General features: G+C 52.3%; 14 protein-coding genes. 9 read left to right on the top strand and 5 right to left on the bottom strand.

Annotated elements, in window-relative coordinates; all coding sequences use genetic code 11:
• Positions 1 to 12 precede the first annotated feature (12 nt).
• The 4 genes from FDW92_RS17265 (at position 13) to foxA (ending at position 5,544) form a co-directional block, all read left to right on the top strand.
• On the top strand, positions 13 to 261 hold the full coding sequence (locus FDW92_RS17265) for a hypothetical protein (RefSeq protein ID WP_072014777.1): 249 nt from the start codon (positions 13 to 15) through the stop codon (positions 259 to 261).
• 316 nt (positions 262 to 577) lie between these two features.
• A complete protein-coding gene (locus tag FDW92_RS17270; protein ID WP_042310287.1) occupies positions 578 to 2,161 on the top strand; it encodes a methyl-accepting chemotaxis protein in 1,584 nt (527 codons plus the stop codon).
• Between the two features lie 172 nt (positions 2,162 to 2,333).
• A complete protein-coding gene (locus tag FDW92_RS17275) occupies positions 2,334 to 3,314 on the top strand; it encodes an AraC family transcriptional regulator (protein ID WP_042310285.1) in 981 nt (326 codons plus the stop codon).
• A gap of 121 nt (positions 3,315 to 3,435) precedes the next feature.
• Positions 3,436 to 5,544, top strand: coding sequence for a ferrioxamine B receptor FoxA (foxA, locus tag FDW92_RS17280; RefSeq protein WP_137400667.1), 2,109 nt, complete (start codon positions 3,436 to 3,438; stop codon positions 5,542 to 5,544).
• Positions 5,545 to 5,638: 94 nt separating this feature from the next.
• Here the strand turns inward: foxA and FDW92_RS17285 are convergent, their stop codons facing one another.
• From FDW92_RS17285 to FDW92_RS17300, 4 genes are all read right to left on the bottom strand, one after another.
• Positions 5,639 to 6,148: a hypothetical protein gene (locus FDW92_RS17285; protein WP_042310281.1), complete on the bottom strand. Its 510-nt coding sequence runs from the start codon at positions 6,146 to 6,148 to the stop codon at positions 5,639 to 5,641.
• 171 nt (positions 6,149 to 6,319) lie between these two features.
• Positions 6,320 to 7,414 (bottom strand): 4Fe-4S binding protein, encoded by a 1,095-nt coding sequence (locus FDW92_RS17290; protein WP_042310280.1) that lies wholly within the window; start codon positions 7,412 to 7,414, stop codon positions 6,320 to 6,322.
• A gap of 220 nt (positions 7,415 to 7,634) precedes the next feature.
• On the bottom strand, positions 7,635 to 9,023 hold the full coding sequence (locus FDW92_RS17295; protein ID WP_038637972.1) for a diguanylate cyclase: 1,389 nt from the start codon (positions 9,021 to 9,023) through the stop codon (positions 7,635 to 7,637).
• Between the two features lie 80 nt (positions 9,024 to 9,103).
• The gene (locus FDW92_RS17300) at positions 9,104 to 9,736 is read right to left on the bottom strand and encodes a LysE family transporter (protein ID WP_042310278.1); all 633 of its coding nucleotides are present in this window, start codon (positions 9,734 to 9,736) and stop codon (positions 9,104 to 9,106) included.
• A 338-nt stretch (positions 9,737 to 10,074) separates the two neighbouring features.
• On the opposite strand from FDW92_RS17300, the gene yahO reads away from it, so the two are divergent.
• Positions 10,075 to 10,350, top strand: a complete 276-nt coding sequence (yahO, locus tag FDW92_RS17305; RefSeq protein WP_042310520.1) for a DUF1471 family periplasmic protein YahO — start codon at positions 10,075 to 10,077, stop codon at positions 10,348 to 10,350.
• Positions 10,351 to 10,484: 134 nt separating this feature from the next.
• Here yahO and prpR read toward each other — a convergent pair whose 3' ends face one another.
• Complete coding sequence (gene prpR / locus FDW92_RS17310) at positions 10,485 to 12,095, bottom strand: propionate catabolism operon regulatory protein PrpR (protein ID WP_042310276.1); 1,611 nt, start codon at positions 12,093 to 12,095, stop codon at positions 10,485 to 10,487.
• Between the two features lie 252 nt (positions 12,096 to 12,347).
• Between prpR and prpB the strand changes: the two genes are divergently transcribed.
• From prpB to prpE, 4 genes are all read left to right on the top strand, one after another.
• Positions 12,348 to 13,229, top strand: coding sequence for a methylisocitrate lyase (prpB, locus tag FDW92_RS17315; RefSeq protein ID WP_038637980.1), 882 nt, complete (start codon positions 12,348 to 12,350; stop codon positions 13,227 to 13,229).
• Positions 13,230 to 13,353: 124 nt separating this feature from the next.
• Positions 13,354 to 14,523 (top strand): 2-methylcitrate synthase, encoded by a 1,170-nt coding sequence (prpC, locus tag FDW92_RS17320; RefSeq protein ID WP_042310274.1) that lies wholly within the window; start codon positions 13,354 to 13,356, stop codon positions 14,521 to 14,523.
• Between the two features lie 37 nt (positions 14,524 to 14,560).
• Positions 14,561 to 16,012: a bifunctional 2-methylcitrate dehydratase/aconitate hydratase gene (locus FDW92_RS17325; protein ID WP_042310272.1), complete on the top strand. Its 1,452-nt coding sequence runs from the start codon at positions 14,561 to 14,563 to the stop codon at positions 16,010 to 16,012.
• Positions 16,013 to 16,052: 40 nt separating this feature from the next.
• Positions 16,053 to 17,939, top strand: a complete 1,887-nt coding sequence (gene prpE, locus FDW92_RS17330) for a propionate--CoA ligase (protein WP_042310270.1) — start codon at positions 16,053 to 16,055, stop codon at positions 17,937 to 17,939.
• Positions 17,940 to 17,972: the final 33 nt, after the last annotated feature.

A 17,972-nucleotide genomic window follows, 5' to 3' on the forward strand; every position in this document is an offset into this window, starting at 1 on the left:
TTAGCACAAGTTATGAACAGAGCATTGTTAAAGCAAAATTTAGAGATCGCGACCGAATGGATTAGGTTGTCTGATGCTGCTGACAATTTATCTATAACTTTTCGGGGTATTCTCGAGATTGGCGAAAGTTCTTCTGCGCCAGATGACAGCACGCCGCTACTTCGGTTAGAAAATGAAATGGCGACAATTGCAGTTGATTCAATGTCATGGGTAAGGGTGCCGGCAGATCTTCAGGAAAAAGTTACCGTCTATATTCTCTGACGTTTGGCTGCTGCTTTGTTCGTTTTATGCCGGTCAGATACGGCTATCGTGCCCATTCTCAGTGGCGCATGATGTTTAATATAGCTGTTTTTTTTCATCCATAAATAATATTAATGTTGGTTTTTTTATAGTGTGATTGTTCCCGGTAATAAAACGGCGATTTGCCGCCATGTGTACGACGGTGTACGTAATTTATTATGCTATGTTGAGCCGGGAAACTTTCTCATAATTAACCATTTTTAGGTTAAGGTATTACGTGGCGTGTCGATAACAATTTAGTCAGAGATGATTGTCTAATTGTTATGGAGATGTTTAAATGTTAAAGAATATGAGGGTTAAAACCAGTCTGTTATTATTGCTTTTGGTATTTACGTTTATGCAGTTCCTTTCTAATGGGTTTGAGTTGGTCGATCTCAAAGGAAATCAAAAAAGTACTCTTCTACTGCATAATATAGTAAAGGAACAGGATTCGCTGCATAACGTCGTTGGGGCTGTTTATAAAGTAAGAAGCGTTCTTGATAATATTCAATTGCAAGATATGGCTGCTACCCAACAGACATTGCGACAGGTGCAGGATGAGATCGCTTATGCCAGAAAGCAGTTCGCTATTTTTTGGGATATACCTGGACTGACGGCGGATGATCCCCAGATTGGTAAAATCGTCAGAACTGCTTTTGAGCAACAAATGAATGCTGAACAAAAGTATGTTGATAAATTAAATGAGGCTATTTCTAACGGTAGTCTTGTCGGTACACAAGCAAACGCCAACACTGAGTTGCTGGCTTTGCGAAAAAATTTTGATAAGGAGATCGAGAACTACTACAAATCAACCATGTTGGTCGGTAAAAATATCGTAGAGCAGACACACGTTCAGTTTAATGCCTCAATACTTAAAATATCCTTGCTGCTGGCCGTTACGGTTCTTATCTTTATTCTCTGCAATATCTGGATAAACCGAACAATCATTCGGCCATTAAATATCGTGTCTGAGCATTTTTCACGGATTGGTAAAGGCGATCTGAGTCATCCCGTTAAGGTGCCGGGTAACAATGAAATTGGCTTACTGTGTTTAAATTTACAACACATGCAAAACGGCCTGCGGGAGACTGTCAGTACAATTCGCGATGGCGTTGAGTCTATTAATATCGGAATGCAGGAAATTGCTTCGGGTAATTCAGACTTATCAACCCGAACGGAGCAACAGGCTGCGGCAGTGGTTGAAACGGCGGCCAGTATGGAACAGATTTCCGTAACAACCAAAAATAACACCGATAAATCACATCAGGCTTCTGCCATGACGAGTGAAAGCACGGAAATGGCATTGCGTGGCGAGCGCTTAATGAGCGACATGGTTGAGAAAATTCACCTGATCAGCCGCAACGCGCAAAGCGTGAATGAAATCTCCCATGTGATTGATAGTATTGCTTTCCAGACTAACATTCTCGCTTTAAACGCCGCGGTAGAAGCAGCGCGCGCTGGCGAATCCGGGCGTGGATTTGCCGTTGTGGCGAGTGAAGTCAGAACCCTTGCCCAACGTAGCGCCTCCTCAGCGAAAGAAATTAGCGAACTGGTTGCCAAAGCGGCAATCAGCGTCAAGGAAGGGGTGGAGATAGCTGAAAGCAGTGGGGCTATGATGGCGGACATTGCTAAGGCAATACGCAATATCAATATACTCATGGAAGATATATCCGGCGCATCGGGGGAACAGAGTAGCGGCATCGAGCAGATCCGCGTTGCTGTCACGCAAATGGAGCAAGTCACTCAACAAAATGCGTCTCTGGTTGAGGAAATCGCCGCCACGACAGGCAGTGTGGAAGAGCAGTCGGCAATGCTTTCCCAGGCCGTGGCTGTGTTTCAGGTTGATGAAAAGCCGCAGGAGGGTACGCAGGACAAGCAGTAGAACATGCCATCTCATCAGCTGTAAATTCAGTCTGATGAGATGGCTGGCTGTCAGGAAAAGCGCCTTAATCATATTGATAATAATTCTCATTATTATTGTTGTGTTGCGCAGGGAATGGTAATGTTGCTCCTGGCCATAAACTGTTAATCCCATTTTCTGTGCAGAAGACAGCATGAACAACACCACTCTGAATGCGTCCAGACGCGTAGCCCGTACTTTTTCCGTCAGCGAGTTTATGGATTTTGGTGAACGTTACGGGATCGACTATCGCTTTCCCCAACTGGCACAAAAGCCGGACTTGCCGTCTGCTAGCCCTGTGCTGCAAGGTGAAATTGAGGAGATGACGCTCCCCTGCGGGATGTGCGTGACGCACTCTGATGTACAGGTATTGCAACCCTACGAAACCACCTCCCGCCACAGCAGTCCCCTGTATATGTTGGTGGTACTGGAAGGCTGCGTGGTCCTCTCGCTTAACGGTCAGGAACACGTGGTGCGTTCCGGAATGGCGTTTAGCTCACGCCTGAGCGAGCACCAGACGATGCGCGCCCGCCATCATGCCGACTGCAAACTGCGAACCTTATCTCTCGGTCTGTATCCCGACGGCGCGTGGCGCACGGGGCTGCTCGAATCGTTGATGCGTGAGTGGGAAAGATGCCAGACGCCGACGCTTATCTGGCAGGTGCCGGGATTTTTACTCAGTGGCCTGGAGTATGCGCAGCAGATCACGCTCAGCAATGTATCTCGCCAGTTGATGCTGGAAGGGCTGATATTGCAACTGTTCGGCCATGGCCTCAGCGTGTGCCAGGTCGAGAGCGGCAAACGCCTCGCCGCCAGCGGTGAACAGCAGCGGCTGGAAGTCGTTCGTCGCCTGTTGGAACAGAATCCTGAGAATGACCACACGCTCAATGAACTGGCGCAACGCGCGGCAATGAGTCCCAGTAGTCTGCGTAGCAAGTTTCGCGCAGCCTATGGCTGTTCGGTCTTTGATTACTTGCGCGATTGCCGCCTGGAACGCGCTCGCGGTTATTTACTGGAAGGATACAGCGTACAGCAGGCAGCCTGGATGTCGGGATACCAGCACGCCACCAACTTCTCTACCGCCTTTCGTCGTCGTTACGGTTTTTCGCCAGGCGATATGCTCAAGCTTTGCTAATCCATTTTTGCGTTTTGCGCACGTTGCTGGCAGACAATTTGGCACTGCGCATAGGTAATCTGGCATCCGGCATAGCTATCTCCGTCAGCAAAAAGGTAATAATTCTCACTTACAATTAGAAATGCCTTTGGAGATACTCATGTTCGCGAAGACTCGGTTAGCGCTGCTGGTAGGATGGGTGACCGGCAGCGTGGCTTTTCCTCTGCTGGCGCAGGAAACAACAAAAAACGATACGGTCGTTGTCACCTCGCAAATGCAGAGCGGGGCTACTAAGCTTGCCACGCCGGATATTGAAACCCCGCAATCGGTATCCATCATTACCCGCGAACAGTTTGAAGAGCAGGGTGCAACCAGCGTGCGTCAGGCCGTTAGCTATACGCCGGGGGTATACAGCAACCAGATTGGCGCCTCCAACCGCTTTGACTACATTGTGCTGCGCGGCTTCTCCGATGGCAGCCTGGACAACGTCTATCTCGATGGTCTGAAGATGATGGGCGACACCAACTCACATAGCTCGCTGGTGGTCGATCCGTGGTTCCTTGAAGATATCGAAGTGGTGCGCGGCCCGGCTTCCGTGCTGTACGGGCGTTCTTCTCCGGGGGGGATCGTCGCGTTGACGTCGCGCAAGCCGTCATTTGACGCGGGTGGAGAAGTGAAGCTGTTTGCCGGCAACAATAACCAGCGCGGGGCGGCGTTTGACGTCACCGGGGCACTGGATGATAACGATCGTGTGGCGGCGCGTCTGAGCGGGATGACGCGTTACGCGGACTCACAGTTTGGCCCATTGAAAGAAGAGCGTTACGCGCTGATGCCCAGTCTGACCTGGCGGATCACCGACCAGACGCGTCTGGATCTGATGGCCTATCTGCATCGCGACCCGGAAGGCGGTAGCCACTCCGGTCTGCCTTATGACGGCACCGTTGTTCCGCATTACGGGCAAAAGATCTCCAACACCTTTTACGAAGGTGAGGATGATTACGACAAATACGATCGCCGTGAAAACATGGTGGGCTACAATATTGAGCACATGTTTGATAGCGGCTGGTCGGTGCGGCAAAAGCTGCGCTATCTGCATACCGACGTTGAACTGAACCAGGTGTATGCGGCGGGCTGGTTGAACGAAACCGAGCTTAATCGCGGCTATTCCGGCTCTGATGAAAAAATGTCGGCGATTACGCTGGATAACCAGCTCGACGGCAGCTTTGATACCTGGCAGGTCAACCATCGTCTGCTGGTGGGCATTGATTATCAGGATCGCAGCAACAATACCACCGGCTACTACGGCGCATTCCCGCCGATCGACGCTTTTAACCCGGTGTATGGCGCGAAGCCGGATTATATCGACATGTATGCGCGTGAGAAGCACAAGCTGCGCCAGACGGGCTACTATTTGCAGGATCAGATGTCATGGGATCGTTGGCGTATTACGCTCGGCGGTCGCTACGATCAGGTCAGCGTGTCTAATATTGATAAGATCAACGATACCCGCAGCGATCTGGATAAAAACAACTTTAGTACTCGCGCCGCATTGCTCTACTTGTTCGATAATGGCTTTGCGCCGTACGTGAGCTATTCCACCGCCTTTACGCCAACCAGCTTTGCCGATGAGAACGGCAATCTGCTGGATCCGATGAAAGGCAAGCAGTGGGAAGCGGGGCTGAAATATGAGCCGGAAGGACTTAACAGTCAGTTCAGCGCGTCGGTGTTCCGCATTAATCAAACCAATATCGCCACCAAAGAAGAGCCGACCGATCCGTACCGCTCGATTGGGGAAATTGAATCTGAAGGGGTGGAGCTGGAGGCGGTTAGTCAACTGACGGACAGCTTCCGTCTGCAGGCGGCATATACCTACACCGACATCCGCTACAAGAAAAGCAGTCCGGAGGAGCAGGGCAAGCGTGCCGTGTATGCACCACGGAATCAGGCCAGCACCTGGTTGAGCTACGATGTGAAAAGCGGCCTGCTGGATGGTCTGACGCTCGGCTCGGGCGTGCGATATGTCAATGGGATCACCAGCGATCGTCTGAATACGCATACCCTGCCATCCTATACGTTGGTGGATATGGCAATTGGCTACGATTTAACGAATATCGGTATTAAAGGACTGAGTGCCCAGTTGAACGTCAACAACCTGACCGATAAACGCTACGTTGCGGCCTGTAATTCGCTCTCATACTGCTACTTCGGCGCTGAGCGCAGCATTGTCGGCAGCGTATCCTGGAAATTCTGATGCTTTAGCCGGATGCGGCGTTGACGCCTTATCCGGCCTACAACAGAGTGCAAATTGTATGCCTGATAAGCGCATCAGGCATAGTGGATTGCGGCTATTGCGTAAAACCGTTTTGCATACAAATCTGCGCGCTGGTTCTCAGAGTGAAGGCGACTTTGTCTGGGTACTGGCTGTAATAGTTATGCTCTTCTTCCAGCCCTTTCGCCTGCGCCAGACGTACCGTTTCCAACGAGCAGGTACGGTAGATCAGATCCTTATTCATATTGATCTGCTTCTCGCGCTGTTTGTCCGCAGACAGCGCCAGCCATTTCTCTGACAGCGAGTAATCGTAGACCACCCGATTTCCTTTCGCCTGCACGTTCTCAATGGTAATGAATTCGTCGATTTTCAGTCTCGGTTGCCCACGCATTTTTTTCTTATCTTCTGCGGCGGCATATTGGGCCAGGGTATTAATATTCATGCTGGCTATCTTCTGTTTATAAGTCTCGACATAGGCGGCGGGTTGCTGATAATGCTGAGCGTAAGCGTTTCTTAATTCCCCGTCGCTCATCGTACAACCCGCCAGAAACAGAGGTAATAGCAGTGCCAGTTTTATTTTAGTCATAATGCTGTCCCGTTTATTATTGGATGCAGTCGCCCATAACATAATAAAAAATGAATGATCACAGGTGATAGTTAAGGTTGTATAAACCGGGGCGCGAAGGCACAAGTTCAATAGTCTTAAAATGGCGGAACAGGCGGGAAACCCTGCCAGAATTGGCAGGGTTATTAAAAATTAATGGCCGATCATTTTAGCCTTCGGAATCAGCTGGAAATACATGTGATCGGGCACCGGCGTATCCCAGACATTGGCATAAACCGCATAGCCAATGGTGGCAAAAAGGATACCCAGCACCAGGATAGTCATGACAACGCCTGACAATGCCGTTTGCCGCCATAACGATTTGCCGTTTCCTTGTTCCCCCACAGGGGTGTGCAGTGAAAAGCTCAGCGTAGAGGCCACCGGGCAGGATTCAACGCAGGTCATACAGCCAGTACATTCCACGGTACGCACCTGAATCAGTCGATCAACCGGGATAGTAGACGGGCAGTTTTTCGCACATTTCCCGCAGTCAATGCAACTGTCCGGATTACGCCGGATTTTAAACGGCGAGAGCAGTGAAAACAGGCCAAGCAGTGCGCCATAAGGGCACAGATAACGGCACCAGGCATTGCGAATAAACAGGCTCAGAACGCTGATAACTACCACGAAAATAAGCGTGGCGGAGCCGATATGACGAAAAAAATCGAGCATCTTCACGTCAATGATCATGCCGTAGGCCGACATCAGAAAGTACTGGATTCCCTGGGCGGGCATCGACAGAGCGATATACAGGAAGAAACCCAACAGCAGATACTTCAGACTGAGCAGTGGGATGTCCAGCCAGCGCGGCAGCGTGAAATTGCGACCCAATACTTTTTTTCCCAGAGTACCAAGCAGTTCGGAAAGCGTGCCAACCGGGCATAGCCACGAACAGAAGGCTTTTTTTAACAACAAGCTAATCAGGATAAACGCAACTAACAGCAGCATGGAGGCGGCATGGATGGGCGGGAGAAAACCGGTCTCCAGCGTGTAGCGGATATTCATCAAACCCGCGATCGGCAGCCACCCCTCAATACCGCCGGGTCTTGGAATATAAACGCTGGTACCGGCAGTTTCAAAATAGCGGACCCAATAATAAAACGTCACGCCAATATAGATATTGCTGGCCAGCAGGAGAAACTGGGTGGCTTTTCGCCAGGTGCTGGCGTTACGCCAGTCATTCCACGGCAGTTTGCCTCCGGTCGTGCCTGGGCGGCGCTGCCAGCGTGTTCTCTTTTTCCCGTTCATGGTTTTACACTATCCCTCATATTTCCCCTCCTGCATTCAGAAGGCGTCATCACCGGGATATGCTAGCGCTATTCAGATTTGGTGTATTTGATTTGCATCTTATTAAGCGGCTGTTATTTTTATGGCACGTATATGCCTGAATAAAAATAACAGCCCGATACTTATCGCAGGTCAGATAAATACCCTTAACGGGGTATTTATTTCTCCGTGGGAAAATAGGTTATTCCTGAAATATCTCTACGCGGTCACGGCCATTACTTTTCGCCAGGTACAGTGCCCGATCGGCTTTATCAACCAACTGCTTGTAGTCAGGATGGTAGTCATATTCGGCGATGCCAATACTGACGGTGACAGAAAACACTTCTGTTGCTGAGGCCGCCATACGCATCTCGGCAATTTTCATGCGTAGCGTTTCGAGGATAATACTGGCCTGAGACTGATCTGACTCGACAAGCAGAATCATAAATTCTTCACCGCCGTAGCGGAAAACGTAATCGCTGCTGCGAATATGATCATAAATAACCGCCGCGACGTTTTTGAGCGTCATATCACCGGTGTTATGCCCATAGTTGTCGTTAATTTGCTTAAAGTAGTCGATATCCAGCATCGCCAGGGTAAAGGGCTTCCGGGTATGTAACGCCAGCGAGATCTCACGGCGCATAATGGTCGGGATAAAGCGTCGGTTAAGCAATTGAGTCAATGAGTCTTTACCATTTTCCTGCTTCACCAGCGCGTCGAACATTGAGGCGAGCAGGAAATGGATTTTTGCCGAGAGCTGGCGTACATCCTGCAACAAGCTCATCCGTTCAGGTTCTGTCGCCTGATGCTGATGCGACAGCGTGGTTGTCAGGCGGTTGTCGATTTCCGCAATCAGCGACTCCATTTCTTTCAGCAGATTGCTGTTGCCCAGAATGTATTTTCCCTTGTGTGCGAACCACATACCAAAATCAGAATTCGCCAAAAGGACCAGCTCACCGAAAGGCATTCCGGTGGCGATGTTATAGATAAACTGATTTTCCCAGTCGGTAAATGAGCGTATTTGCCGCTCGCGTTCGACGTTAACGTCATCGTAAATGGTCTGCAGGCGATACTGTTCCTGGGTATGCAGTGAGTTTTGATAGCTGGGGGAATAGGAGACGGTCATGGCCTCCAGGGCGGTATCCATTGCCAGACTGCTGAAACAGATGGCATCGCTCAGCAGGGCGGGCGAGTATTCCGCTTTCTTTTTCAGGACCCGATACAATTCATCTTTCAGCTTGCGTGCGCCGCGATTAACCAGATCGATAGGCAGCCCGATGCGGGCATGCACCACGCCAATTTTGCGCTGTTTTGCCAGCAGTTGTGAGAGATCTTCGTTCGCGCTACCAAGTACGCTGCGTAGCCAGTCAAACATACTGCCGCTGAGGCGGGTGCTGACCTGTTCTGTATTGAGGAACAATGCGCTCTCCGCATGGGAGAGCATATAGTCATAAAAAACGCTCACTAAATGGCGGATCTCTTCGTCGCTTAATGATGTCAGGATCGTATGAACTTCAGGGGATGTTTGACGTAACAACGCCTGCCATTCTGTAAGGAGTAATGTGTCGTTTACCGGAGCAACCTGTTCCATCTCACTGCCACTCAAAATGCGATTTAAAAATTCAGGCGGTATTACGGACAATTACGTCACAATGGTCAAGTTAAACTCGCTTAACGATGGCTGACACCTTCATAAATCAGCCTGAGCGCGAAGACGCCGATAATGGCGCCTATCACCCGGCTGGCAACCCTCTGGATTCGACCATACGCACGGCGCACAGCGGGCAAAGAAAACGCCTGACTGAGAAAAATCCGCCAGATAACGGAAGACAACACAATACCTGCCCAGGCCATGAGCCTCGCCCACGTAGGCGTTTCTGCGCTGAGGGTGACGGAGAAGATACTAATAAAAAACAGAACGGTTTGCGGATTAGACAAATCTGTTAATAACCCGCGGCGGAAAAATACATACCAGGGGGCGGAAATCGGCTGCTGTAACGTTGGCATTTGCGGTGTAGCCTGATGGCGAACACTGTTCCAGGCAAACCACAGCAAATAGGCGCCGCCGACAATTTTAATCAGTGAAAATATCTCTTCACATTGGGTAATGAGCGTCGCCATGCCAAAGAGCCCGAGGCCGGAGTAGAACGCATCGCCTAAGGCCACACCCAGACCGGTCATCACCCCTGCGCGTCGTCCTGACGCCAGACTGGTTTGCACCACCACGAACAGGTTCGCGCCAGGATTAAAAAAGGTTAAAACAAACAGGCTGATGGTGAGTACGACGGCGTGTAAAGGTTCCATAGACAACGATTCCATTAGTGAGAGCGGGCCAGGGGCATGCTTAGACTGCTAACACTATAATTTTAGCGCGCTCGTCATTCTGCGTATTTACTCACACTGTATTGTGAAATGAGCTCAAATTTGCAAATAGCGTCTACGCCTGGTTTCTGCAACCCAGCTGCGCCGGATAATGCTGCGGCGTGGGATCTTCTGTTATACACGATGCGCAAAATATCTTTATATTTCCGCCAGCTCTGGATCTTTTTAGCGGCCTGAACTACTTATTAATCATCCTTGACTCGCATGGCGAATGTTCAGGGGGCGATGATGGCATATATAACAAAACCTGGAGCTTTTATATGAAAACTGGAATTAAAGTACTTATTGGTGCGTTAGCTTTTGTTGTGTCCAACGCGTATGCCGCGGAATTTATGACAAAACTTGAGTTTGAAAAGGTTGAGTCGCAGTACACAAAAATCGGTGATATTTCAACGAGTAACGAAGTTTCTGTTGCAGACGCTAAAGAAGAACTGCTGAAGAAAGCCGAAGAGAAAGGTGCCGATGTGGTGGTATTAACCTCCGGCCAAACGGACAATAAAATCCACGGTACAGCCAATATTTACAAGAAAAAATAATGCGCAGTACTGAAAGATAACATACCCGCCAGTCATTGCACTGGCGGGGTTTCTTCGGACAATAAAATCCACGGTACAGCCAATATTTACAAGAAAAAATAATGCGCAGTACTGAAAGATAACATACCCGCCAGTCATTGCACTGGCGGGTTTTCTTTTAGCCTACGCCAGAATGTAGTTCTGCTGATACCGAGATATTGCGCCGCCGCGGTTTTATCGCCATTGAATTGCGCCAGCACCTGCTGCGGCGTCAGTGATGAAGTGACCTGCGGCGGGGCAGCAACCGCGGCCAGTTCAGGTAACAGCTGCTGTAGAAATTGTTCGTTCAGCTCCGGCTGTGGTTCGACGCTTAAAAACAGCGCCAGACGCTCCATCATATTGCGCAACTCGCGGATATTTCCCGGCCAGCCATAATTGAGCAACGTATGCTGGCTCAGGGCTAATCCCTTACGCACCGCGTCAGAAAACGGCGCGTCCAGTTCCGCCAGCGACTGTTTTAAAAAGCCTTCCGCCAGCGGCAGAATATCGGGCAACCGCTCGCGTAGCGGCGGCAGTTTGAGGCGCAGAATGCTCAGGCGGTAAAACAGATCGGTACGAAATTCTCCCTGTTTCATCTCTTGTTCCAGGTTGCAGTGCGTGGCGCTAATCACCCGTACATCGACAGGAATCGGCTGATGTCCCCCGACCCGGGTGACCTCTTTTTCTTCCAGCACGCGCAATAACCGGGTTTGTAACGGTAGCGGCATTTCGCCTATCTCATCAAGAAACAGCGTCCCGCCGTGGGCAATTTCGAACAGGCCCGCGCGTCCTCCCCGGCGGGAGCCGGTAAACGCGCCATCTTCATAGCCGAACAGCTCCGCTTCCAGCAATGATTCGGTGATGGCTCCGCAGTTGACGGCAACAAACGGTGGCGAAGGTTTTCCGCGCCGATTCTCCTGACGCGTAAAATACTCACGATGAATAGCCTGCGCCGCCAGCTCTTTACCTGTGCCGGTTTCCCCTTGAATCAGCACCGGCGCACGCGAACGGGCGTAGAGCATAATGGTGTGCCGCACCTGCTCCATTTGCGCAGAATGACCGCGTATATCCCCCAGCGCATAGCGGGTGCGCAGCGTGTCGCCGGAGGCGTATTGCCCGTTTCTGCGCAGCGTCAGACGGGTCATATCCAGTGCGTCGACAAACGCCTGGCGCACGGTGGCCGCCGAATAGATAAAAATGCCGGTCATACCCGCTTCTTCCGCCAGGTCGGTAATCAACCCCGCGCCGACCACCGCCTGGGTACCGTTGGCCTTCAGCTCGTTGATTTGTCCACGGGCATCTTCTTCGGTGATATAGCTGTGCTGTTCAAGCTGCAAATTGAAGGTCTTTTGAAAGGCGATTAGCGCGGGGATGGTTTCCTGATAGGTAATGACGCCAATCGATGATGTCAGTTTTCCCGCTTTCGCCAGCGCCTGTAGTACGTCAAACCCGCTGGGTTTAATCAGGATCACTGGGATCGATAAACGGCTTTTCAGATACGCGCCGTTGGAGCCTGCCGCAATGATGGCATCGCAACGCTCAGTGGCCAGCTTCTTACGGATATAAGCCACCGCTTTTTCGAAACCCAGCTGAATAGGGGTGATGGTCGCCAGGTGGTCGAACTCCAGACTGATGTCGCGAAACAGTTCGAACAGGCGCGTGACCGAAACCGTCCAGATAACTGGTTTGTCGTCGTTCACCCGCGGCGGAAGATGCGTATCAGCCATAAGTAACCCAAAAAGTAAGGAACCGAGTATAAGGGTTTAGTTGTGTTTCATAAATGTTGCAATGAAACGTTCAAGTCGGTTTCATGAAACGATAGCTGACACGCTTTTGTGCAATAAAAATACAGGTTCTAAATATAATCATCTGTTTTAAAAAGTAAAAATGGAATTTGAATAAAAGTTTTGGTCTTTGGCATACCCCTTGCTTTAGGTAAATCAACGAATGATAACAAGTTGATAACAAGAGGACGGGATATGTCTCTACACTCTCCAGGGCTGGCGTTTCGCGCCGCGCTCAGCAAAGAAAACCCATTACAAATCGTCGGCACCATCAACGCCAATCACGCTCTGCTGGCTCAGCGTGCCGGGTATCAGGCGATTTATCTCTCTGGCGGCGGCGTTGCGGCGGGGTCGTTGGGTCTGCCGGATCTCGGTATTTCTACCCTTGATGATGTACTGACCGATATTCGTCGTATCACTGATGTTTGCCCGCTGCCATTGCTGGTGGATGCGGATATTGGTTTTGGATCGTCGGCGTTCAACGTGGCGCGTACCGTGAAGTCGATGATTAAAGCCGGTGCCGCCGCGCTGCATATTGAAGATCAGATCGGCGCCAAGCGTTGCGGGCATCGTCCGAACAAGGCGATCGTCTCAAAAGAAGAGATGGTCGACAGGATCCGCGCCGCCGTGGATGCGCGTACCGATCCCAACTTTGTGATTATGGCGCGCACCGATGCGTTGGCGGTGGAGGGGTTAGAAGCGGCCATCGATCGTGCCCAGGCATACGTTGAAGCGGGGGCCGACATGCTGTTCCCGGAAGCCATTACCGAGCTGGCGATGTACCGCCAGTTTGCCGATGCGGTGCAGGTACCGATCCTCGCTAACATTACCGAATTTGGCGCCACGCCGCTGTTTACTACCGATGAACTGCGTAGCGCGAACGTCGCCATGGCCCTGTATCCGCTGTCTGCCTTCCGCGCCATGAACCGTGCGGCTGAACGGGTCTACAACGTGCTGCGCCAGGAAGGTACGCAAAAGAGCGTGATCGACATTATGCAGACGCGCAACGAACTGTACGAAAGCATCAATTACTACCAGTTCGAAGAGAAACTCGACGCGCTGTACACAAAAAAGTAGCCATGTAGGCCTGATAAGGCGAAGCCGCCATCAGGCAATGCCGGATGGCACTACGTTTATCCGGCCTGCGTAGCTACTCGCACACCCTCAGCACCCTACATATTATAAAAATGACGAGGACAACATGAGCGACACAACAATCCTGCAAAACAACACGCATGTCATTAAACCTAAAAAATCGGTTGCGCTGTCAGGCATCGCCGCCGGAAATACCGCGTTATGCACCGTGGGTAAAAGCGGTAACGACCTGCATTATCGCGGCTACGATATTCTCGACCTGGCGCAGCAGTGCGAATTTGAAGAAGTCGCGCACCTGCTGATCCACGGGAAATTACCTACCCGCGACGAACTCACCGCCTATAAAAGCAAACTCAAAGCGCTGCGCGGCTTACCCGCAAACGTGCGTACCGTGCTGGAAGCGCTGCCTGCCGCATCCCACCCGATGGATGTGATGCGCACCGGCGTCTCCGCGCTGGGGTGTACATTGCCGGAAAAAGAGGGGCACACCGTTTCCGGCGCGCGCGATATTGCAGACAAGCTGCTGGCGTCCCTCAGTTCGATCCTTTTGTACTGGTATCACTACAGCCATAACGGCGAGCGCATTCAGCCGGAAACGGACGATGATTCCATTGGCGGTCACTTCCTACATCTGCTGCATGGCGAAAAACCGTCGCAAAGCTGGGAAAAGGCGATGCATATTTCGCTGGTGCTGTATGCCGAGCACGAATTCAACGCATCCACTTTCACCAGTCGTGTGATTGCGGGAACCGGCTCCGATATGTATTCCGCGATTATCGGCGCGATTGGCGCGCTGCGAGGGCCGAAACACGGCGGGGCGAATGAAGTGTCGCTGGAGATCCAGCAGCGTTATGAAACGCCGGATGAAGCCGAAGCGGATATCCGCAAACGCGTGGAAAACAAAGAAGTGGTGATTGGCTTTGGTCACCCGGTTTACACCATTGCCGACCCGCGTCATCAGGTGATTAAACGCGTGGCGAAGCAGCTTTCTCAGGAAGGCGGTTCGCTGAAAATGTACAACATCGCCGACCGTCTGGAAGAGGTGATGTGGGAAACGAAAAAGATGTTCCCCAACCTCGACTGGTTCTCGGCGGTCTCCTACAACATGATGGGCGTCCCGACCGAAATGTTCACTCCGCTGTTTGTTATCGCCCGCGTTACCGGCTGGGCGGCGCACATCATCGAACAGCGCCAGGACAACAAAATTATCCGTCCTTCTGCCAACTACACCGGCCCGGAAGATCGCGTATTTGTGCCGATCGAAAAGCGTTGCTAATTAAAACCTCTAAATATAAAAACAGGAGTTGTACCCTATGTCCGCACATATTTCGAACGTTCGCCCAGACTTTGACCGTGAAATCGTTGATATCGTTGATTACGTTATGAATTACGAGATCACCTCAAAGGTGGCGTACGACACCGCGCATTATTGCCTGCTCGACACCCTTGGCTGTGGTCTGGAAGCGCTGGAATATCCGGCCTGTAAAAAACTGTTAGGACCGGTGGTGCCGGGGACCGTAGTGCCGAACGGCGTTCGCGTACCGGGCACCCAGTTCCAGCTTGACCCGGTGCAGGCGGCGTTTAACATCGGCGCGATGATCCGCTGGCTGGACTTCAACGACACCTGGCTGGCCGCGGAATGGGGCCATCCTTCCGATAACCTCGGCGGTATTTTGGCGACGGCTGACTGGCTGTCACGCAACGCGGTGGCGGCGGGGAAAGCGCCGTTGACCATGAAAAAAGTGCTGACCGGGATGATCAAAGCCCATGAAATTCAGGGCTGTATCGCGCTGGAAAACTCCTTTAACCGCGTTGGTTTGGATCACGTTCTGTTGGTAAAAGTCGCCTCCACGGCGGTGGTCGCGGAGATGCTTGGGCTGAGCCGGGATGAAATCCTCAACGCCGTTTCGCTGGCGTGGGTCGACGGCCAGTCGCTGCGTACCTATCGTCATGCGCCAAATACCGGCACGCGTAAATCCTGGGCGGCAGGCGATGCGACCTCCCGCGCGGTACGTCTGGCGTTGATGGCAAAAACGGGCGAGATGGGATATCCGTCTGCGCTGACGGCGAAAACCTGGGGCTTTTATGACGTCTCCTTCAAAGGGGAATCGTTCCGCTTCCAGCGTCCGTACGGCTCTTACGTGATGGAAAACGTGCTGTTTAAAATCTCCTTCCCGGCCGAGTTCCACTCGCAGACCGCGGTAGAAGCGGCAATGACGCTGTATGAACAACTGCAGGCCGCGGGTAAAACGGCGGCTGATATCGAAAAAGTGACCATTCGCACCCACGAAGCCTGTATCCGCATCATCGATAAAAAAGGCCCGTTGGATAACCCGGCGGATCGCGATCACTGCATCCAGTATATGGTCGCCATTCCGCTGCTGTTTGGGCGTTTAACCGCGGCAGATTACGAAGACGGCGTGGCGCAGGACAAACGTATTGATGCCCTGCGCGAGAAGATCACCTGCTTCGAAGATCCGGCCTTTACTGCCGATTATCACGACCCGGAAAAACGTGCCATTGCTAACGCCATCACTCTCGAGTTCACCGATGGTTCACGTTTTGAAGAAGTGGTGGTGGAGTACCCAATCGGTCATGCGCGCCGTCGTCACGACGGTATGCCGAAGCTGGTCGAGAAGTTCAAAATCAACCTGGCGCGTCAGTTCCCGACCCGTCAGCAGCAGCGCATTCTGGATGTCTCCCTGGACAGAGCCCGCCTGGAGCAGATGCCGGTCAATGAGTATATGGACCTTTATGTAATCTAAACCTGCGTGCGGCAAGGCGTAAGTTCAACAGGAGAGCATTATGTCTTATAGCGAGTTTTATCAACGTTCGATTACGCAACCGGAGTCATTCTGGGCCGAGCAGGCCCAGCGTATTGACTGGCAGCAGCCGTATACGCAGGTGCTGGATCACAGCAACCCGCCGTTTGCCCGCTGGTTTTGCGGCGGCAAGACCAATTTGTGTCATAACGCCATCGACCGCTGGGTGGAGAAACAGCCTGAGGCGCTGGCGCTGATTGCGGTGTCATCGGAAACCGAAGAAGAGCGTACCTTTACCTTTCGTCAGCTGTACGACGAAGTGAATGTGGCGGCGGCAATGTTGCTGTCTCTGGGCGTACAGCGCGGCGACAGGGTATTGGTTTATATGCCGATGATCGCCGAGGCGCACATTACGCTGCTGGCCTGCGCGCGCATTGGGGCGATCCATTCGGTGGTGTTCGGTGGCTTTGCCTCGCACAGCGTGGCGGCACGCATCGACGACGCCCAACCGGTGATTATCGTTTCGGCGGATGCCGGCGCGCGCGGGGGCAAGATCCTGCCGTATAAAAAGCTGCTCGATGATGCAATCAGTCAGGCGCAGCACCAGCCGCGTCATGTGGTATTGGTCGATCGTGGTTTGGCGAAAATGGCGCGGGTAGAGGGGCGCGACCTCGACTTTGCCGCGCTGCGCCAACAGCATCTTGGCGCGCGGGTGCCGGTGACGTGGCTGGAATCGAATGAAACCTCCTGCATTCTCTATACCTCCGGGACAACCGGTAAACCGAAGGGCGTCCAGCGCGACGTTGGCGGCTATGCGGTCGCGCTGGCAACCACGATGGACACCATTTTCGGCGGTAAAGCGGGCGGCGTGTTCTTCTGCGCGTCGGACATCGGCTGGGTGGTTGGGCATTCGTATATCGTGTATGCCCCACTGCTGGCGGGGATGGCGACGGTGGTGTACGAAGGGCTGCCAACGTACCCGGACTGCGGCGTGTGGTGGAAGATTGTTGAGAAGTATCAGGTTAGCCGGATGTTCTCCGCGCCAACGGCGATACGCGTACTGAAGAAATTCCCGACCGCGCAGATCCGCAATCACGATCTCTCCTCGCTGGAGGTGCTGTATCTGGCCGGGGAACCGCTGGACGAACCGACCGCCAGTTGGGTAACGGAAACGCTGGGCGTCCCGGTTATCGACAACTACTGGCAGACCGAATCCGGCTGGCCAATTATGGCGATCGCGCGTGGGCTGGACGACAGGCCTTCGCGGTTGGGCAGCCCTGGCGTGCCGATGTATGGCTATAACGTGCAGTTGCTCAATGAGGTCACCGGCGAACCCTGCGCAGCGAATGAGAAGGGTATGCTGGTCATTGAAGGGCCACTGCCGCCAGGGTGTATTCAGACCATCTGGGGCGATGACACACGGTTCGTAAATACCTACTGGTCGCTGTTTTCTCGTCAGGTATACGCCACTTTTGACTGGGGCATTCGCGATGCCGACGGCTATTACTTCATCCTCGGTCGGACGGATGACGTCATTAACGTCGCCGGACACCGACTGGGTACGCGTGAGATAGAGGAGAGTATTTCCAGCTATCCAAACGTCGCAGAAGTGGCGGTGGTCGGCGTGAAAGATGCTTTGAAAGGGCAGGTGGCGGTTGCATTTGTTATTCCGAAACAGAGCGACAGCCTTGAAGATCGCGACATCGCGCATTCGGAAGAGAAGGCGATTATGGCGCTGGTGGACAGTCAGATTGGTAACTTTGGCCGTCCGGCACACGTCTGGTTTGTGTCACAGTTGCCGAAAACGCGCTCCGGTAAAATGCTCAGGCGGACGATTCAGGCAATCTGTGAAGGCCGCGATCCCGGCGATCTGACGACCATTGACGATCCGGCGTCGCTGCAGCAAATTCGCCAGGCGATCGAGGAGTAGCCGTTATTAATTGGCCCGGTGGCGCGATGCTTA

The sequence above is a fragment of the Citrobacter sp. wls706 genome, assembly GCF_005281305.1.
Classification (GTDB): domain Bacteria; phylum Pseudomonadota; class Gammaproteobacteria; order Enterobacterales; family Enterobacteriaceae; genus Citrobacter; species Citrobacter werkmanii.

Bases quoted from the DNA above. Each gene is read 5' to 3' on its own strand.
- FDW92_RS17265 (WP_072014777.1), top strand. From the start codon at position 13: ATGAACAGAGCATTGTTAAAGCAAAATTTAGAGATCGCGACCGAATGG.
- FDW92_RS17270 (WP_042310287.1), top strand. From the start codon at position 578: ATGTTAAAGAATATGAGGGTTAAAACCAGTCTGTTATTATTGCTTTTG.
- FDW92_RS17275 (WP_042310285.1), top strand. From the start codon at position 2,334: ATGAACAACACCACTCTGAATGCGTCCAGACGCGTAGCCCGTACTTTT.
- foxA (WP_137400667.1), top strand. From the start codon at position 3,436: ATGCCTTTGGAGATACTCATGTTCGCGAAGACTCGGTTAGCGCTGCTG.
- FDW92_RS17285 (WP_042310281.1), bottom strand. From the start codon at position 6,148: ATGACTAAAATAAAACTGGCACTGCTATTACCTCTGTTTCTGGCGGGT.
- FDW92_RS17290 (WP_042310280.1), bottom strand. From the start codon at position 7,414: ATGAACGGGAAAAAGAGAACACGCTGGCAGCGCCGCCCAGGCACGACC.
- FDW92_RS17295 (WP_038637972.1), bottom strand. From the start codon at position 9,023: ATGGAACAGGTTGCTCCGGTAAACGACACATTACTCCTTACAGAATGG.
- FDW92_RS17300 (WP_042310278.1), bottom strand. From the start codon at position 9,736: ATGGAACCTTTACACGCCGTCGTACTCACCATCAGCCTGTTTGTTTTA.
- yahO (WP_042310520.1), top strand. From the start codon at position 10,075: ATGAAAACTGGAATTAAAGTACTTATTGGTGCGTTAGCTTTTGTTGTG.
- prpR (WP_042310276.1), bottom strand. From the start codon at position 12,095: ATGGCTGATACGCATCTTCCGCCGCGGGTGAACGACGACAAACCAGTT.
- prpB (WP_038637980.1), top strand. From the start codon at position 12,348: ATGTCTCTACACTCTCCAGGGCTGGCGTTTCGCGCCGCGCTCAGCAAA.
- prpC (WP_042310274.1), top strand. From the start codon at position 13,354: ATGAGCGACACAACAATCCTGCAAAACAACACGCATGTCATTAAACCT.
- FDW92_RS17325 (WP_042310272.1), top strand. From the start codon at position 14,561: ATGTCCGCACATATTTCGAACGTTCGCCCAGACTTTGACCGTGAAATC.
- prpE (WP_042310270.1), top strand. From the start codon at position 16,053: ATGTCTTATAGCGAGTTTTATCAACGTTCGATTACGCAACCGGAGTCA.